15 protein-coding genes are annotated in these 17,246 nt (G+C 70.4%); 5 read left to right on the top strand and 10 right to left on the bottom strand.

Features of this window, described 5'->3' with window-relative positions; all coding sequences use genetic code 11:
* The first annotated feature begins 133 nt into the window (after positions 1 to 133).
* Positions 134 to 697: a TetR/AcrR family transcriptional regulator gene (locus tag ACSHXC_RS17120; protein WP_438292422.1), complete on the top strand. Its 564-nt coding sequence runs from the start codon at positions 134 to 136 to the stop codon at positions 695 to 697.
* 4 nt (positions 698 to 701) lie between these two features.
* Here the strand turns inward: ACSHXC_RS17120 and ACSHXC_RS17125 are convergent, their stop codons facing one another.
* Entirely contained in the window at positions 702 to 1,352 is a 651-nt protein-coding gene (locus ACSHXC_RS17125; RefSeq protein WP_438292423.1) for a M23 family metallopeptidase, read from the bottom strand.
* Between the two features lie 396 nt (positions 1,353 to 1,748).
* Here ACSHXC_RS17125 and ACSHXC_RS17130 point away from each other — a divergent pair, with 396 nt between their 5' ends.
* A complete protein-coding gene (locus tag ACSHXC_RS17130) occupies positions 1,749 to 5,066 on the top strand; it encodes an NACHT domain-containing protein (RefSeq protein WP_438292424.1) in 3,318 nt (1,105 codons plus the stop codon).
* On the opposite strand, the gene ACSHXC_RS17135 is transcribed toward ACSHXC_RS17130, so the two are convergent.
* Positions 4,990 to 5,493, bottom strand: coding sequence for an FBP domain-containing protein (locus ACSHXC_RS17135; protein ID WP_438292425.1), 504 nt, complete (start codon positions 5,491 to 5,493; stop codon positions 4,990 to 4,992). The genes ACSHXC_RS17130 and ACSHXC_RS17135 overlap by 77 nt on opposite strands.
* A 143-nt stretch (positions 5,494 to 5,636) precedes the next feature.
* Here ACSHXC_RS17135 and ACSHXC_RS17140 point away from each other — a divergent pair, with 143 nt between their 5' ends.
* Both ACSHXC_RS17140 and ACSHXC_RS17145 read left to right on the top strand, forming a co-directional pair.
* Entirely contained in the window at positions 5,637 to 5,993 is a 357-nt protein-coding gene (locus tag ACSHXC_RS17140; protein ID WP_438292426.1) for a trypco2 family protein, read from the top strand.
* Positions 5,990 to 9,223 (top strand): NACHT domain-containing protein, encoded by a 3,234-nt coding sequence (locus tag ACSHXC_RS17145; RefSeq protein WP_438292427.1) that lies wholly within the window; start codon positions 5,990 to 5,992, stop codon positions 9,221 to 9,223. The genes ACSHXC_RS17140 and ACSHXC_RS17145 overlap by 4 nt, the downstream gene beginning before the upstream one ends.
* Before the next feature lie 110 nt (positions 9,224 to 9,333).
* Here ACSHXC_RS17145 and ACSHXC_RS17150 read toward each other — a convergent pair whose 3' ends face one another.
* A complete protein-coding gene (locus ACSHXC_RS17150; RefSeq protein ID WP_114041382.1) occupies positions 9,334 to 11,862 on the bottom strand; it encodes an ATP-dependent Clp protease ATP-binding subunit in 2,529 nt (842 codons plus the stop codon).
* A 430-nt stretch (positions 11,863 to 12,292) separates the two neighbouring features.
* Here ACSHXC_RS17150 and ACSHXC_RS17155 point away from each other — a divergent pair, with 430 nt between their 5' ends.
* Positions 12,293 to 12,925, top strand: a complete 633-nt coding sequence (locus ACSHXC_RS17155; protein WP_438292428.1) for an SCO3374 family protein — start codon at positions 12,293 to 12,295, stop codon at positions 12,923 to 12,925.
* Here ACSHXC_RS17155 and ACSHXC_RS17160 read toward each other — a convergent pair.
* From ACSHXC_RS17160 to nadC, 7 genes are all read right to left on the bottom strand, one after another.
* Positions 12,904 to 13,245, bottom strand: coding sequence for a histone-like nucleoid-structuring protein Lsr2 (locus tag ACSHXC_RS17160; RefSeq protein ID WP_053729112.1), 342 nt, complete (start codon positions 13,243 to 13,245; stop codon positions 12,904 to 12,906). The two genes, ACSHXC_RS17155 and ACSHXC_RS17160, sit on opposite strands and share 22 nt — an antisense overlap.
* 153 nt (positions 13,246 to 13,398) lie before the next feature.
* Positions 13,399 to 13,929 (bottom strand): amino-acid N-acetyltransferase, encoded by a 531-nt coding sequence (locus ACSHXC_RS17165; protein ID WP_189970757.1) that lies wholly within the window; start codon positions 13,927 to 13,929, stop codon positions 13,399 to 13,401.
* A 9-nt stretch (positions 13,930 to 13,938) separates the two neighbouring features.
* Complete coding sequence (locus ACSHXC_RS17170) at positions 13,939 to 14,382, bottom strand: BlaI/MecI/CopY family transcriptional regulator (RefSeq protein WP_344372754.1); 444 nt, start codon at positions 14,380 to 14,382, stop codon at positions 13,939 to 13,941.
* Between the two features lie 125 nt (positions 14,383 to 14,507).
* Entirely contained in the window at positions 14,508 to 14,681 is a 174-nt protein-coding gene (locus ACSHXC_RS17175; protein ID WP_189970753.1) for a hypothetical protein, read from the bottom strand.
* Between the two features lie 13 nt (positions 14,682 to 14,694).
* A complete protein-coding gene (locus tag ACSHXC_RS17180) occupies positions 14,695 to 15,291 on the bottom strand; it encodes a hypothetical protein (RefSeq protein ID WP_438296635.1) in 597 nt (198 codons plus the stop codon).
* 123 nt (positions 15,292 to 15,414) lie between these two features.
* On the bottom strand, positions 15,415 to 16,221 hold the full coding sequence (locus ACSHXC_RS17185; RefSeq protein WP_438292429.1) for a type III pantothenate kinase: 807 nt from the start codon (positions 16,219 to 16,221) through the stop codon (positions 15,415 to 15,417).
* Positions 16,221 to 17,243 carry a carboxylating nicotinate-nucleotide diphosphorylase gene (gene nadC / locus ACSHXC_RS17190; RefSeq protein WP_386037608.1) on the bottom strand — a complete coding sequence of 341 codons (1,023 nt, stop codon included), beginning with the start codon at positions 17,241 to 17,243 and terminating at the stop codon, positions 16,221 to 16,223. Before nadC ends, ACSHXC_RS17185 begins: the two co-directional genes overlap by 1 nt.
* Positions 17,244 to 17,246 lie beyond the last annotated feature (3 nt).

Genomic DNA, 17,246 nt, shown 5'->3' on the forward strand with positions numbered 1-17,246 from the left:
GCACTTACTTGTCGCCCGGCTAGTTACCACTACACTGGGGAAGGTAGACCCCAACTTGCCGGGCGTCAAGTAAGTAAATGACAAACGGCGCGGCCGCCGGGGGACGGCGGCCGTACGCATTCGGGAGAGCGGCATGGCCAGAGGAAACACCCGCCAGCGGATCCAGGACGTTGCCCTGGAGCTCTTCGGTGAGCAGGGGTACGAGAAGACCTCGCTGCGCGAGATCGCCGAGCGGCTCGACGTGACGAAGGCAGCGCTCTACTACCACTTCAAGACCAAGGAAGACATCATCATCAGCCTCTTCCAGGACCTCACCAGGCCCATGGACGAGGTGATCGAGTGGGGCCGCACGCAGCCGAAGACGCTGGACGTGAAGCTGGAGATCCTGCGCCGCTACAGCGAGGCCCTGATCGGGGCGGAGCCGCTGTTCCGGTTCATGCAGGAGAACCAGGCGACCATGCGCGAGCTGAGCATCGGTGAGATGTTCAAGGAGCGGATGCACGCGATGGTCGACCTGCTCAAGGACCCGGACGCCGCGATGTCCGACCGCATCCGCTGCTTCACGGCGCTGTTCTCGATGCACGCCGGGATGTTCGTCCTCAAAGACATGGAAGGCGACCCCGAGGAGAAGCGCACCAGCATCCTCGAAGTCGCGGGCGACCTGGTCGTCCAGGCCCACCACAACAGCCGCACGTAGGCGGTCAGACGGTCACGCCCACCGTCTTCAGGAACGCGACCGGGTTGACGGCCGAGCCGTAGTTCGGCGTCGTACGGATCTCGAAGTGCAGGTGCGGGCCGCTGGAGTTGCCCGTGCTGCCGGACAGCGCGATGCGCTCGCCGGTGGCCACGCTCTGGCCGGTGCGTACGTTGATCTGCGACAGGTGGGCGTACTGCGAGTACGTGCCGTTCGCGTGCTTGATCACTATCGCGTTGCCGTAGGCGGGTCCGTCACCGGCGCCGACCGGGCCGGCCTTGACGACAGTGCCGGCGTGCGCGGCGGAGACGGGCGTACCGCTGGGCACCGCGAAGTCCTGCCCCGAGTGCTTGCTCGCCCACATCGAACCGCCCAGGCCGAAGCTCGCGCTCAGCGTGTAGCGCGCGACCGGGTGCACCCAGGAGGCGGCCTTGGCCTGCTTCGCCGCGGCCGCCTTCGCCTGCGCCTTGGCCTGCCCGGCGATCGCGTTCGTGGTGGCGGAGGCGGTCGCGAGCGGAGCGGCGTTCACCTCGTCGGCGACCGCGACACCCGTACCGAGCAGGGCGGCGCCGCCCATCGCGGCGACGGCGGTCACGGCCGCGGCGCGCAGACGGAACGCGGACGGGCGGGCGGGCTTGAGCGAGGTGCGCTGGGGCATGCGGGAGCTCTTCCGTACGACAACAGGGGCGGCCGCCGAACGAGGCCGGGCGGCAAGCGAGAACCCGGCACGCAGAACGGCACACCGGGTCGCCCCACCTTGGTAACCCGAGCCCCCATCCCCACCCAAAACGCCCATCTACTAACGAAAGCCGTAACGATCAGCCCGGGAATACCCCAAACCCCCGCCGAACACCTCCTAAGCCTCGTAGTACCCCCCAAACCCCCTGTGCGCCTTATCACCGCCACCGGGCCATAAGCCCCTCCCTTCAAGGACCAAGGCCCCGCAACCTCGGCGCCCCTCCAAAGGGGCGCGGGGAACTGCGCGACCAGCCCACGACGGCCCGCAGTCGAATACCCGCCCCCGCCCCGAACGCAGCGCCTAGGATTTCGCCCCGTGGACCCCGCGCAGTTAGCCCTCAGGCTCGCCACGACCGCCGTCACCCCCCTGGTGAAGAAGCTCTTCGTGAGCGAAGGGACGGGCGCCGGTCTCGTGGACCGCCCCGTCCGCATCTCCTCGTACGTCTCGTTCCGCGGCGAGAAACGCACCCTGGCCGAGCCCGACCTGCGCAAACTCGCGGCCGCCCTGGTCAAGGAGGGCTTGCGCACCGGCGAGCAGCCCATCCCGGCCGACGAGGAACAGGCCGTCGTGGACGCGCTCACCTCGACCCTGTACGCGCTCGGCGAGCTGGAACTCAGTGACGTCGAGGCCGTCGATCTCGGCCCCGAGGCGCTGGCCCGCGAACTGCGCCGGGCGGGCGAGCGCCCCGAGCGCCACCTCTCCGCCGACGCCACCCACTTCTACGAGCGCCTGCTGCTCGCCACCTGTCGGCACATTCTGAACTTCTTCACCCAGCGCACCACGTTCGTCCCGGCCACGGTCGTCCACCAGAGCCGTCGACAGGCTCAACTCGACGCCAAAATGGACGAGTTGATCGCCCGCACTCCGCGCGCCGACGCCCACGACGCCGAGTTCGAGCGCCGCTATCTCGCCCATGTCGCCCGCAAGCACGGCAAGTTGACGATCTACGGCATCGATCTCACCAACTCCCCCGGCACCTGGCCCCTGGACGCCGCCTACCTGAGCCTGGAAGCCACCGCCGTCGCGCCGCGCGCCGAGCTCGCCGAGCAGCTGCGCACCTCCGCCACCCGCTACGAGCAGCACCCCGGGCTGCTCGCCTCCCGGGTCCGCTCCGACCGCTTCCCGGGCGTGGTGAAGGAGCCGCTTCCGTCCCTGCCGATGCCCGCCGACCAGGCCCTCGCCGATCGCGAGCGCGTGCTGCTGCGCGGCGAGGCGGGCTCCGGCAAGACCACCCTGGTGCAGTGGCTCGCCGTCAGCGCGGCCCGGCCGGGCGACACGGACCCGGACGGCCGCATGACGTATCTGCGCGACCGGATCCCCTTCGTACTGCCGCTGCGCACCCTGACCCGGCACGGCGAACGGCTGCCCGCGCCCAAGGACTTCCTCGCCGCCGTCGGCTCCCCTCTGGCCGGCGAGCAGCCGCCCGGCTGGGAGTCCCGGGTGCTCGCGGCGGGCCGGGGCCTGGTCCTGGTGGACGGCATCGACGAGATCCCCGACGCCGAACGCGCCCGCACCCGCGCCTGGCTCGGCGACCTCCTCGGCGCCTTCCCCGGCAACCGCTGGCTCGTCACCTCCCGCCCCTCGGCCGTACGGGAGGACTGGCTCGGCGCCGAGGACTTCGCGGAGCTGACCATGTCCACGATGAGCCCGTCGGGCGTGGCCGCGTTCATCGGCCGCTGGCACAGGGCCGCCCGGACCGGCATCGACGACGATGTCCTGGCGGCGTACGAGGCACAGCTCCTGGACTCCGTACGCACCAAGCCCGACCTCGGCCGGCTCGCCACCAACCCGCTGATGTGCGGCCTGATCTGCGCCCTCCACCGGGACCGCCGGGGCTTCCTCCCGTACGGCAGGAAGGACCTGTACGACGCGGCCCTCACCATGCTCCTGACCCGCCGGGACCGCGAACGCAGCATGGGCGACCTGCCCGAGCTGCGCGAGGAACCCCAGCTCCAGCTGCTTCAGCGGATCGCGTACTGGCTGATCCGCAACGGCCGCACCGAGATGGACCGTTCGCGCGCCGAGCAGATCATCGGCGAGCTCCTGCCCGCGGTCCCCGAGATCGCCCGCATCGGCGACGCGGCGGCCGTCTACACCCACTTCCTGCACCGCAGCGGCCTGCTCCGGGAACCGGGCCCCGGCGCGGTCGAGTTCGTGCACCGCACCTTCCAGGACTTCCTCGGCGCGCGAGCGGCGGTCGACGAGGGCGCCTGGGGCGAGCTCGTCCAGCACGCGGCGGACGATCAGTGGGAGGACGTCGTACGGATGGCGGTGGCGCATGCGCGGCCGCGTGAACGGCGGGAGCTGTTCGGGGAGTTGCTCGACTTCGGCGACGAGCACCCGTCCGTGGCCGTCCGCATGCGGGTGCATCTGCTGGCCGCGACCTGTCTGGAGCACGCGGCAGAGCTCGACCCCCGGGTCCGCGCCGAGGTCGAGCGGCGCACCGCCGGGCTCATCCCCCCGGCCACCTCCCGCGCCGCGCGGGCGCTCGCCCAGGCGGGCCCGCTGATCCTGGACCTGCTGCCGGGGCCGGACAGGCTGGACGCCGACACCGCCCAACACGTCGTGACAGCCGCCTCGCACACCGGCTCCGAGCGCGCCGTCCCCTTCATGGCCCGCTTCACACGGCACCCGTCGATCGGGGTCCGCTCCCAACTCACCTGGGCCTGGCACCGGTTCGACACCCAGCAGTACGCCGACGAGGTCATCGCCCGCCTGGACCCGGCCGACCTGTACTTCTGCGCGATGTCGGAGGAACAGCTGGCAGCCCTGCGGGCGATGGGCACCCGCCCCCTCCTGGACGCCCGCAACGACCTGCCGGCGAAGGCGCTCCGCGCGTACACGGCGCAGGCCCGGCTGAGGGGCCTGAAGCTCCGCGACAACGAGACCATCCGGGACCTGTCGTTCCTGGAGGGCCAGGATGCGCTGACCGATCTGACGGTCGACGGATGTCCGCACCTGACCGACCTCACGCACCTGGCGGGGCTTCCACTGCGTACGCTGGCGCTGGACGCGATGCACGGCCTCGCCCCGGGTCCGCTATCGGCTCTGAACCAGCTGGAGCGCCTCACCCTTGAGGGAAGCGACTGGGTGTGGACGCTGGCCGATCTGCCGCCCCGGGCGCCGCTGACGATGCTCGTCCTCACCCGGACGACACGGCCCGCCGACGGCTTCGGCGGCATCAGCCGCTTCGAGGCCCTGAACTCGCTCTACCTGGGCCCCGCGAACAGCCCGAAGAATTCCGCCGACTGGGCCGCCCTCGCCCAGCTGCCCCACCTCGACATGCTGGCGGTCTCCGGTCGGTCGGCAAGCCTGGCCCCACCTTCGGCCCGCCTCGAATCCCCCAGCGTGATCCTGCTCTACGGGCGTACGCCCCAGTCCGCTCTGGAACGGATCCCCGGGCTCTTCCCCGGCGTGGAGGCGCTGATCGTCCGCGAAGACATGGCGGAGGCCGACCTCACCCCGCTGGCCGGGGCCGCCCACCTGACAACACTGGACTTCGAGTCCCGGGTCGGCGAGCTGCACGGCGTCGACGCCCTGGACCCGAACGTATGGATCACGAGGGAAGGCCGACTCTTCCCAAGAACGCCCCCAGATTCGCCGCAGCCCTCCCCACCTGCTCCTCCAACGTGAGCGACTCCTCGAACCGCCCGCCCACCCCCTCCGGCACCTTCTTCCCCCGCAGGTACAGCGGGCACGCAAGGTCCGTACACATGTAGATCCCCACCGAGTTGCCCTCCCGCCCCGCCTTCCCGGCGAGCCGGGCCGTCATCAACGACACCCCGCTCCCCGAGTGCGTCGTCAGGCAGACCGAGCACATGCTGCGCTGGAGCAGGCCCCGCCGGCGGGAGGGGTAGCGCAGGGCCACGCCCACGAGTCTTCCGGCGTGTTCGGTGACGAGGTTGGCGCGGTCCGGGGCCGACGGTTCGCGCCAGCCCAGGAAGTCCAGGTCGTCCCAGGGGCGGACGTCCAGCTCGCGCGGCACGGCCAGGCGCGCGGCCTCGCCCTTGGAGCAGTTGATGAACGATGCGCGGATGTCCCGCTCGGTTACGGCCTTCATGCCACAGGACGCTAATGCTAGGACCATTAGGCGGCAACCTAATATTCCCAGGCAACCCGTCACAGAGCCTTAACAACGCCCGCGACTCTGTCCCAACTCCCTTGCGCAGAGCCAGAATTGAGGCGAGGCGAGGGGGTCGTACCATGACCGACGACAGGCACGAAGACGACACGCACGCATTCGACGGGATCGAGCTGGCCGACGCCATCGAGTCCGTGCGCGATCAGCTCACCGAGGCCGCCGCCCGGGCCACCGGGCAGCCGCTGGTCTTCGAACTCGGTGACATCCAGATGGAGTTCACGCTGGAACTCCGCAGGGAGTTCAAGGGCGGCCTCAAGGTCCGGGCCTGGGTGGTGGACGCGAGGGCCGACGCCGGGCGCAGTACGGGACGTACACACAAGGTGTCGTTCACCCTGAAGCCGCACGCCGCGACCGACGGCTCCGCCTGGAAGGTCGGCAACGACCGGCCCGGGGGCGGCTTCGGGACCGGGCCGCGGTGAGTACGTCGCCGCCCACGACCGCCGACCGGGTCGTGGCCGTGCTGTCCGACGGGCGCCAGGGCAGCGGGGTCATCGTGTCCCCGTGGCTGGTGCTGACCTGTGCGCACAATCTGGTGGGCGCCCCGCCGGTCCGGCTCGCCCACCCCTCCATAGGCGAGGTGACGGCCCAAGTCCTTTGGCAGGACGACGCGTTGGACGCGGCGCTCATCTACAGCGACGAGGAGCTGCTTCCCGGCCTTCTGCGGCTCGGCACCGTCGACACCGCGCAGTCGCTGCCCGGCTGCGAGATCATCGGCTTCCCCGACATCCAGCGCTACGGCGCGGACCACCACCTCGACTACGACCAGTTCGTCGGCACCGTCCTGCCGGTCGCGGGCAGTCTGCGCGACGACCTGGTCTGCGAGTTGCACCGGCCCCCGGCCAGTGAGCGCACGGACGGCAGCTCGCCGCTCGCGGGCCTGTCGGGCGCGCCGCTGTTCGCGGCGGCGACCCTGCTCGGCCTGGTCAAGGAGATCCCGCGCGGGCGCGGCCACCGCCGGGTGGTGTGCGTGCCGCTGCGGGGCATCTTCGCCTCGGAGGGCTTCCGCGCCGCGTTCGCGACGCTGACCGCGGTGACCAGCCTCGAACTGGTCACCGGCGTACCCCCGGAGGACCAGCGCTACGAGCACGAGTACGCGGAGGCCATCGGCGCCTCGTACCGCAAGACGAAGATCTTCGGCCTGGACGAGCTGAACAAGCGGGACTCCGAGTGGGACCTCGACACCGCCTACCTCAGCCTGGAGGCCAGACCCAAGGCGACCGAGCCGCCGCAGGCCGGCCGTCCCCTGATGGACAGCGCGCCGCAGCGCATCGACACCCTGCTCGCCTCCCGGCCCCGGGTCCTGATCCGGGGCGAGGCGGGCGCCGGCAAGACCACCCTGGTGTGGTGGCTGGCGGCGCACGCGGCGGCCGGGCGGCTGGGGCCGGGGCTCGCGGACCTCAACGCGCTCGTCCCGTTCGTGGTGCCGCTGCGCACCCTGCGCGCCCAGGGCGCCACCTTCCCGCTGCCCGCCCAACTCCCCACCGCGGCACGCCTGGTGGTGGACGCGGCGCCCGAGGGCTGGGCCGGGCGCGTCCTGAAGACCGGGCAGGCGCTGCTCCTGGTGGACGGCCTGGACGAGGTGCCGCAGGAGGACCGCGAGGAGGCGCACCGCTGGCTCGCCGCCCTCCTGGACCGCTATCCGCGCACCCGCTGCGTGGTGACGGTACGGCCGATGGCGGTCGAGCCGGACTGGCTCAAGTACGCGGGTTTCGAGGAGCTCAGGCTGCTCCCGATGAACGACGAGGACATCACCGCGTTCATCGCCGCCTGGCACCGCGCGGCCCGGCTCGACAGCGGCCCGCACGAGGACCTGGACGAGCTGGAGCGCGACCTGTCCGAACAGTTCAAGCAGAACAGCGCCCTGCGGGGCCTGGCCCGTACTCCCCTGCTGTGCGCGGTGATCTGCGCCCTGCACCGGCTGCGCCAGGGCTTCCTGCCTGACACCCGCTGGAAGCTGTACGAGGCGGCCTTGCGGATGCTGCTCGGCAACCGGGACCAGCAGCGCAAGGTGGAGGCGCCCGAGGGCATCCAGATCAGCGCCGACGAGTGCACCGAACTGCTCCAGCGGATCGCGGTGTGGCTGGTGCGCGAGGGCCAGTCGGAGTTCTCCCGCGACCAGGCGCTGCGCCAGCTCAAGCGTGCCCTGTCGGGCATGGAGAACGTACGCGGCCAGGGCACCCCCGAGGACGTACTGCGGCATCTGCTCAACCGCAGCGGGCTGCTCCAGGAACGGGCCGACGACGTCTTCCAGTTCACCCACCGCACCTTCCAGGACTTCCTCGCCGCCAAAGAATTCGTGGAGGACGGCCACCTGGGCGAGCTCCTGCGGCACGCCTCCGAGGAGCAGCAGTGGCAGGACGTGATCCTGCTCGCCGCCGGGCACTGCGGCCGCCGCGACCGGCCGGTCCTCATCAACGGCCTCCTGGACGCGGGCTCCCGCCGCCACAGCCACCAGGACAAGGCGAAGATCCACGTCCTCGCGGCCCGCTGCGCGCAGCACGCCGCCTACCTCGACGAGACGACCGCCCGCCGGGTCCGCGAGCACATCAGGGCGCTGCTCCCGCCCCGCGACCTGGAGACCGTCACGCTCCTGGCCCGGCTCGGCCCGACCGTCCTGGGCCACTTGCCGGCCCCGCGCGAGACACCCCCCGAAGCGCTGGCGAACGTCGTGGGGCTCATCAACCGGGTCGGCAACGCGGAGTCCATCGAGCACGCCCGCGCCTGGTCCGCGGCCCACCCGGACGCGGTCGACCTGTTCGCCACCGAGTGGTCGCGCTACCCGGCCGAGCGGTACGCCCGCGAGGTCCTCGCCCACCTCGACCTGCGCGAGGCCCGGCTGCACGTGGAGACCCGCTGGCAGCTCGCCCAGCTCCCGCACGTCCCCGACGCCCGACGCCTGTGGATCACCGTGCCGCCCGACCTCACCGCGGACGAGCTGCACACGGCGCTGCGCGGCCGGAAAGTGGCGGCCCTGCGCCTGAACGGCTGCGAGAGCCTCACCGACCTGGCGTTCCTGCGGGACAGCACGGAACGGCTCGAAGACCTGGAGGTGCTGCGGGGTTCGGGCCTGCGCGACCTCACCCAGCTCGCCCGACTGCCCAGGCTGACCTCGCTCGGACTGCTCGACGTGTCCGCCCAGGAGGTCGACCTGTCCCCGCTCGGCGAGCTCCCCGCGCTGCGCACCCTGCTGTTCGGCAGCAGCACCGACCTGCACCTGGCCCAGCTGCCGGTCCTGAGCGGCGTCACCACCCTGCACCTGGAGGCCGACCAGGTCGCGGGCTTCGACGCCCTGAGCCGCTGGCCCGCCCTCAGCTACCTGGAGCTCGCCCCCTCCTCCTCGGCCACCACCCGGCGACTGCTCACGTACGTACGCGGGCGGCCCGGCATCACCCGGCTCGGCGTCGCGCTCAGCTCGGTGGCGGCCCTCGCCGGGGTGGCGCCGCTGCCCAGCGTGCGCCACCTCGACCTGTGGCTCGCCAACTCCGACGGCGACCTCGGCGCGGTCCTCGCGGTGTTCCCCGCGCTGACGACGGTGGACCTCGCGGTGGGCACCGTCCAGGCCGGCTCCTGGAACCCGGCCGCCCTGCTGCGCCGCCCGGGCCTGACGGTCACGGTCAACGGCGGCCCGCCACCACCCGAACTCCCCTGATCAGTCAGCCGAGTTGAAGAGCTCCACCGGGACGGCAAAAAGGGGCTGCCCCGGTCCGTACGTAACGTACGAGCCGGGGCAGCCCCTTCGGGCAAGGCCTCCTGAGAGGACTACGCCTCCTTGCTCAGGTTCGGACCCGCGCCGCCTGCGGCCGCGTCCTCGATCGGCGGGACGTCGGGCAGTGCCGACTTCTCCTCGCCGCGGAAGGTGAACTTCTTGTCCTCACCCTCGCCCTCGGTGCCGATGACCACGATGTGACCGGGGCGCAGCTCACCGAAGAGGATCTTCTCGGAGAGGATGTCCTCGATCTCCCGCTGGATCGTCCGGCGCAGCGGCCGGGCGCCCATGATCGGGTCGTAGCCCTTCTTGGCGAGCAGCGACTTGGCCTCGGCATTGAGCTCGATGCCCATGTCGCGGTCCTTGAGGCGCTCGTCCACCTTGGCGATCATGAGGTCGACGATCTCGATGATGTCTTCCTCGGTGAGCTGGTGGAAGACCACCGTGTCGTCGACACGGTTGAGGAACTCGGGGCGGAAGTGCTGCTTCAGCTCCTCGTTGACCTTGGCCTTCATGCGCTCGTAGCCGGTCTTGACGTCGCCCTGGGCGGCGAAGCCCAGGTTGAAGCCCTTGGAGATGTCCCGGGTCCCGAGGTTGGTCGTCATGATGATGACCGTGTTCTTGAAGTCCACGACCCGGCCCTGGGAGTCGGTCAGGCGACCGTCTTCCAGAATCTGGAGCAGGGAATTGAAGATATCGGGGTGGGCCTTCTCGACCTCGTCGAAGAGGACGACGGAGAACGGCTTGCGGCGCACCTTCTCGGTGAGCTGGCCGCCCTCTTCGTAACCCACGTAACCGGGGGGCGAACCGAAGAGGCGGGAAACCGTGTGCTTCTCGCTGAACTCCGACATGTCGAGGGAGATCAGCGCGTCCTCGTCGCCGAAGAGGAATTCGGCGAGCGTCTTGGACAGCTCGGTCTTACCGACACCGGACGGGCCCGCGAAGATGAACGAACCGCCGGGGCGCTTCGGGTCCTTCAGGCCGGCACGGGTACGGCGGATGGCCTGCGAGAGCGCCTTGATGGCGTCCTTCTGGCCGATGACGCGCTTGTGCAGCTCGTCCTCCATGCGGAGCAGCCGCGAGGACTCCTCCTCGGTGAGCTTGAAGACCGGGATGCCCGTGGCCGTGGCCAGCACCTCGGCGATCAGCTCGCCGTCGACCTCGGCGACGACGTCCATGTCGCCGGCCTTCCACTCCTTCTCGCGCTTGGCCTTCGCGGCGAGCAGCTGCTTCTCCTTGTCGCGGAGAGAGGCCGCCTTCTCGAAGTCCTGGGAGTCGATCGCCGACTCCTTGTCGCGGCGCACGCCCGCGATCTTCTCGTCGAACTCGCGGAGGTCCGGCGGCGCGGTCATCCGGCGGATGCGCATCCGGGAGCCGGCCTCGTCGATCAGGTCGATCGCCTTGTCCGGCAGGAAGCGGTCCGAGATGTACCGGTCGGCCAGCGTCGCGGCCTGGACCAGGGCCTCGTCCGTGATCGAGACGCGGTGGTGGGCCTCGTAGCGGTCGCGCAGACCCTTGAGGATCTCGATGGTGTGCGGCAGCGACGGCTCGGCGACCTGGATGGGCTGGAAGCGGCGCTCAAGAGCGGCGTCCTTCTCCAGGTGCTTGCGGTACTCGTCGAGCGTGGTGGCGCCGATGGTCTGGAGCTCACCGCGGGCCAGCATCGGCTTCAGGATCGAGGCGGCGTCGATCGCGCCCTCGGCGGCACCCGCACCCACCAGGGTGTGGAGCTCGTCGATGAACAGGATGATGTCGCCGCGGGTGCGGATCTCCTTGAGGACCTTCTTCAGGCGCTCCTCGAAGTCACCGCGGTAGCGGGATCCGGCGACAAGGGCGCCGAGGTCCAGCGTGTACAGGTGCTTGTCCTTGAGCGTCTCGGGCACCTCGCCCTTGACGATCGCCTGGGCCAGGCCCTCGACGACGGCGGTCTTGCCGACGCCGGGCTCGCCGATGAGCACCGGGTTGTTCTTGGTGCGGCGCGACAGGACCTGCATGACGCGCTCGATCTCCTTCTCGCGCCCGATGACCGGGTCGAGCTTGGATTCGCGAGCGGCCTGCGTCAGGTTGCGGCCGAACTGGTCGAGCACCAGGGACGTGGAAGGGGTGCCCTCCGCAGGGCCGCCGGCGGTGGCGGCTTCCTTGCCCTGGTAGCCGGAGAGCAGCTGGATGACCTGCTGCCGCACCCGGTTGAGATCGGCGCCCAGCTTCACGAGGACCTGGGCGGCGACGCCCTCGCCCTCGCGGATCAGGCCGAGCAGGATGTGCTCGGTGCCGATGTAGTTGTGGCCGAGCTGGAGGGCCTCGCGGAGCGACAGCTCCAGGACCTTCTTGGCACGGGGCGTGAAGGGGATGTGCCCGGACGGGGCCTGCTGGCCCTGGCCGATGATCTCCTCCACCTGCTGGCGGACCGCCTCGAGCGAAATCCCGAGGCTCTCCAGGGCCTTAGCGGCGACACCCTCACCCTCATGGATCAGGCCCAGGAGAATGTGCTCGGTGCCGATGTAGTTGTGGTTGAGCATCCGGGCTTCTTCCTGAGCCAGGACGACAACCCGCCGCGCGCGGTCGGTGAACCTCTCGAACATCGTTAATCGCTCCTCAGAGCGGTCGGGCAGTAAGGGGGCGGTCCCCTCCCTGTCCTTCCGCATGCTAGTCCCGCAGGGCGGGACAGCTCATTCCAACTGCCGACACCCGTTCATTGCCTCCCGGCCCGAACAGCCGACAACTGCTCCAACCCGATGGTGCGAGACGATGTTCCCGCAGGCCAGGCAGATACCCCTGTCTCCAGTACGCCGATGGCGAACGTGAGACCGCCTGACGAGCGTGTCGCCCCTCCCCACTAGGAATGTCTTACCCGTCGGGACCGACACTCCATGCGGTGCACCCCGGTTCCGTAAGCTACGGGCGAACAACCTTGCGCCCACCCACAGCCCCACGCGCCCCGCATTCCACAACGGAGCGCAGCCGTCCGGAAACTCAGCGTAACCCCGCTGCGTTTCTCCAGTTGCACCGGGCATGGCCTTCACCGTGCCGGCACCCCGCGCTCCCCTGGATGGCCCGCTCGCGCAGTGGTACGAGCGCGAGCTCGGCTGGGCCGTTTCCGCGGGTCCCCCCGTCCAGCTGCTCACCGGACTGCGCTTCGACGTCCTGGAACTCCCGGCGACCGCCGGATCCGCCCTGCTCAATCGGTACGAGCGGACGGGTCCCGTCGCCCTCGCGGGACACCGGATGCGGCTGCTCGTGGCGGCCGGAAGCGCGGACGAGCTGCCGGGGCTGCTCGACTGGCTGGAGTGGGGCGGCGTCGGCCTCGATCTGACGGCCGTCGGCGCCGGAGGCCGGATCACCGCACCCCTGCCGCCGGGATGGGGCGGCTCGCGGGGGGCCGCCGTATGGCTGCGGCCCCCCGAGCCCGGGTGCGAGGTGGAAGCTCGGCTGCCCTCTTTCACCGGATTCACTCAGTGCGGTGGTGCCGGTGAAAAGGACGCTTCCCAGGGTCCGGGGACCCTGCCGGGCGGTCGCGCCGCGGGCCTCAGCCTCGTGAGGCTGGTGGCCGCGGCGGCGACGGAATGCCACCGGGCCCGGTTGTTTCACGCGAAATCCCCAGGTGGTGCGGGGAACGCGGGAACTCAGCCGTTCTGCTTCTCGTAGGCCTCACGGATTTCGGCCGGGACGCGTCCGCGGTCGTTCACGTTGTAACCCTGCTCCTTGGCCCACTTGCGGATCTCGGCAGTGTTCTGGTTGCCGGTACCGAGCAGCGCGCCACGGGCCTTGCCACGACCGCCGGCCGCGCGGCCACCGGTGCGCCGGCCGCTCTTCACGTACGGCTCAAGGAGACCCCGGAGCTTGTCCGCGTTGGCGGTGGTGAGGTCGATCTCGAAGCTCTTCCCGTCAAGAGCGAACGTCACGGTCTCGTCAGCCTCGCCACCGTCGAGGTCATCGACAAGAAGGACCTGAACCTTCTGTGCCACCGGATTTCCTTTCATCGAAAATGCAGTACGCGGAAAGGAAACCGCTTTTGCCTGGAAAACACAAACCCCCTGGAGAGGTTCAGGATCCTTGCTCCACGGGAAACGTACGCGATTCGGACATAGGGTTCCGACAGCTTCCTGCCGCTTCCCCGATCACAGGTGCAGAAGCATCCGGGTGTTGCCCAAGGTGTTCGGCTTCACTCGTTCGAGACCGAGGAACTCGGCGACGCCCTCGTCATAGGAGCGCAGCAGCTCGCTGTAGACATCTGTGTCGACGGTATCGACCGGAGTCTCCCCGATCTCCGTGAACCCGTGCTTCGTGAAGAAGGCGACCTCGAAGGTAAGACAGAAAACCCGGCGCACTCCGAGCCAGCGGGCGGTCTGGAGCAGCTTGCCGAGTACGAGATGCCCGATGCCGCTGCCGTGGAACTCGGGGTCCACGGCAAGAGTGCGCACTTCGGCGAGGTCTTCCCACATGACGTGCAGCGCCCCACAGCCCACCACCCGGGCGTCCGAGTCGCGTTCCGCCACCCAGAACTCCTGGATGGACTCGTAAAGGGTGACCGTTGCTTTGTCGAGCAGGATCCCGTCGCCGACGTACGCATCGAGAAGGCTTCGCACGGCCGGTACATCGCCGGTCCTGGCCCGGCGGACGGTGACCGCATTTGCGGCGGGATAAGACATGCCTGGACGCTATCGCCCCGCACTGTCCCCGGGCGCATCGCCCTCTTGGGACTCTTCGGATCCGTGTTCGGCTTCGCGGTCGCGTTCGGGTTCCGGCTCCTGCACCATGCGCACGGCATCACGCAGCGCTTCGCGCTCCTCGGGGGACATCATGCCGAAGAAGGCGACGAGTGCGGCCGCGCGGTTGTCGCTCTGGGACCAGGCTTCGTTCATCAGAGCCGCGGCGTACGCGGCCCGTGTGGAGACCGCCGTATATCGATAGGCCCGCCCGTCGACTTCCCGGCGGACCCAGCCCTTCTGATGGAGATTGTCCATTACGGTCATGACCGTGGTGTACGCGATGGACCGTTCCTGCTGAAGGTCTTCGAGGACTTCCCGGACGGTCACCGGACGGTTCCACTGCCAGACGCGGGTCATGACGGCGTCTTCCAGCTCTCCCAATTGACGGGGCACATCTGCACCATAGTGGGAGATGTCGCGAATGGCTGGTTATTTGCAGTTAGCGCGCAGCAAAAAGGGCGCACGTGGAGAAATACCCCGTGCGCCCCCGCTGTGTGTGTGCCGTCCGGACCGTGCGGTCAGGAAGAGGCGGGCTTCTGCCGGGCGGCCTCGGCGCGGGCGAGCGCGCCGTCCACGGCCGCGTCCTCCTTGCCCTTGTTCGGACCACCCTGGCTCTTCACGATCGTCACGACGAGCGCGATGAAGAAGATGGCCATCACCACGGGGGGCAGAAGCGCGGAAACGTAGTCCATACCGACAGAGTAGCTAGCCCGCCCTGCGTTCTTCCGGCGGGGGCACGGGCCGGCGGCGCGGTGGGAAGACCTCGGAGGGCTTCGGTACGGGGCGGTCCGGCGCGGGGTGCGCGGGCGCCGGGCGGGCCGGGGCGGCGGGGCGCGGCTCGACGGACTTGTCCTTGCCCTTGCCCCTGTCCGCGGCGCCTCCGTCGACCAGCGTGAGGAGCCGGGTGCGCTGGGCCGGGGTGGTGACCGTGCGGCCGGCCAGGCGGGCCCGCACCGAGCGTTCCGCGATCCGGCGGCAGCGCTCCAGGAGGGCCGCGCAGACCGGGTCGGAGCGCAGCGCGCGCAGGGCGGCCAGGTCCTCGGGCCCGGGGGCGTAGCCGGCCGCCAGGGCGTCCTGGAGCAGCTCGGTGTAGCCGGGCAGCGAGCCGGGCAGCGCGTCACGGTAACGGGCGAGGTCGGCCAGGAGGAAGTCACGCAGCCGGTCCGTCTCGCGGACGGCCTCGTCCACGGAGTCGGCCAGGCGCAGGCAGTCCTTGATGTCCTGGTCCTTGACGGCGGTGGGGTGCAGGGCGATGGCCAGGGCGCGTCGGAGCACACGCAGCTCGTCCGCGCCGAACGCCATGCCGCCTCGGGATCCGTAGGGCGTGGGCATGCGGCGACGATACGTCCTACAGGGACAAAATCGGCTTAACAGGCCGATGCCGGGCGCGTGTCGGGGTGGGTCCCGGTGCGCCCGGCCGCCGCTTCAGGAGCGCGAGATGTTGCGCTCGTACACGAGGCGCAGGCCGATCAGGGTCAGCCACGGCTCGTGCTCGTCGATCTCCTCGGCCTCGCCGAGCACCATCGGGGCGAGGCCTCCGGTGGCGATGACGGTGACGTCGTCCGGGTCGCCGTCGGGGCCGACCAGTTCGCGCTTCATGCGCTTGACGACGCCGTCGACCTGGCCCGCGAAGCCGTACACGATGCCGGCCTGCATGGCTTCGACGGTGTTCTTGCCGATCACCGAGCGGGGGCGGGCCACCTCGATCTTGCGGAGCTGGGCGCCCTTGATGCCGAGCGCGTCGACGGAGATCTCGATGCCGGGGGCGATGACGCCGCCGATGTACTCGCCGCGCGCGCTGACCGCGTCGAACGTCGTGCCCGTACCGAAGTCGACGACGATCGCCGGGCCGCCGTAGAGCTCGACGGCGGCGATCGAGTTGACGATGCGGTCGGCGCCGACCTCCTTCGGGTTGTCGGTCAGGACCGGCACACCCGTCTTGATGCCCGGCTCCACCAGGATCGCGGGGACGTCGCCGTAGTAACGGCGGGTCACCTCGCGCAGCTCGTGCAGGACGGACGGGACGGTCGCGCAGATCGCGATGCCCTCGATGCCGTCGCCGAGCTCCGCGCCGAGCATCGGGTGGGTGCCCATCAGGCCGTTGAGCAGCACGGCCAGCTCGTCCGCGGTGCGGCGGGCGTCGGTGGAGATCCGCCAGTGCTCGACGACCTCCTCGCCGTCGAACAGGCCGAGCACGGTGTGGGTGTTGCCGACGTCGATGGTGAGCAGCATCAGGCCCGGCCCTCTCCGGCCTCGCGCAGGTCCAGGCCGATGTCCAGGATCGGCGAGGAGTGGGTGAGGGCGCCCACCGCCAGGTAGTCGACGCCGGTGGCGGCGTACTCGGCGGCGTTCGCCAGGGTGAGGCGGCCCGAGGATTCGAGCATCGCGCGGCCCGCGACCAGGGCGACCGCCTCGGCCGTCTGGGCCGGGGTGAAGTTGTCGAGCAGGATCAGGTCGGCCCCGGCGTCCAGGACTTCGGTGACCTGGGCCAGGGTGTCGACCTCCACCTCGATGGCCAGGTCCGGGAAGCGGTCGCGTACGGCCTTGAAGGCCTCGGCGACGCCGCCGGCCGCGACCACGTGGTTGTCCTTGACGAGCGCCGCGTCCGACAGGGACATGCGGTGGTTGACGCCGCCGCCGCAGCGGACCGCGTACTTCTCCAGGGCGCGCAGGCCCGGGGTAGTCTTGCGGGTGTCGCGGACCTTGGCGCCGGTGCCTTCGAGGGCGTCGGCCCAGGCGCGGGTGGCGGTCGCGATGCCGGACAGGCGGCACAGCAGGTTGAGCGCGCTGCGCTCGCCGGTCAGCAGGTCGCGGGTGCGGGTCGTGACGCTGATGAGCTTCTGGCCGGCCTCGACGCGGTCGCCGTCCGCGACGTGCCGCTCGACCTCGAACTCCTCCGTGCAGACGATGGAGAGGATCGCCTCGGCGACGCGCAGGCCCGCGACCGTGCCGGCCTCGCGGGCCGTGAAGTCGCCGGTGGCGACGGCGTCCTGGGGGACGGTGGCCGCCGACGTGACGTCCACGCCGCCGTCCAGGTCCTCCTCGATGGCGAGGTGCGCGATGTCCTCGACCTGGACGGGGTCCAGGCCCGACTCGGCGAGCAGGGCGGCGAGCGCGGGGTCGAGCCCGCACTCGTACACCTCCTCGCCGCCGCAGCCGCAGTCGTCGCCGCAGCCGCCGCCCTGGGCGGGCGCACCGATCTGGATCAGGGGGACGTCCACCGGCTGGGGACGGAGTTCCTCGGGCGTGCTCACGGT

Source organism: Streptomyces sp. HUAS TT7 (assembly GCF_051550175.1).
Taxonomy (GTDB): Bacteria; Actinomycetota; Actinomycetes; order Streptomycetales; family Streptomycetaceae; genus Streptomyces.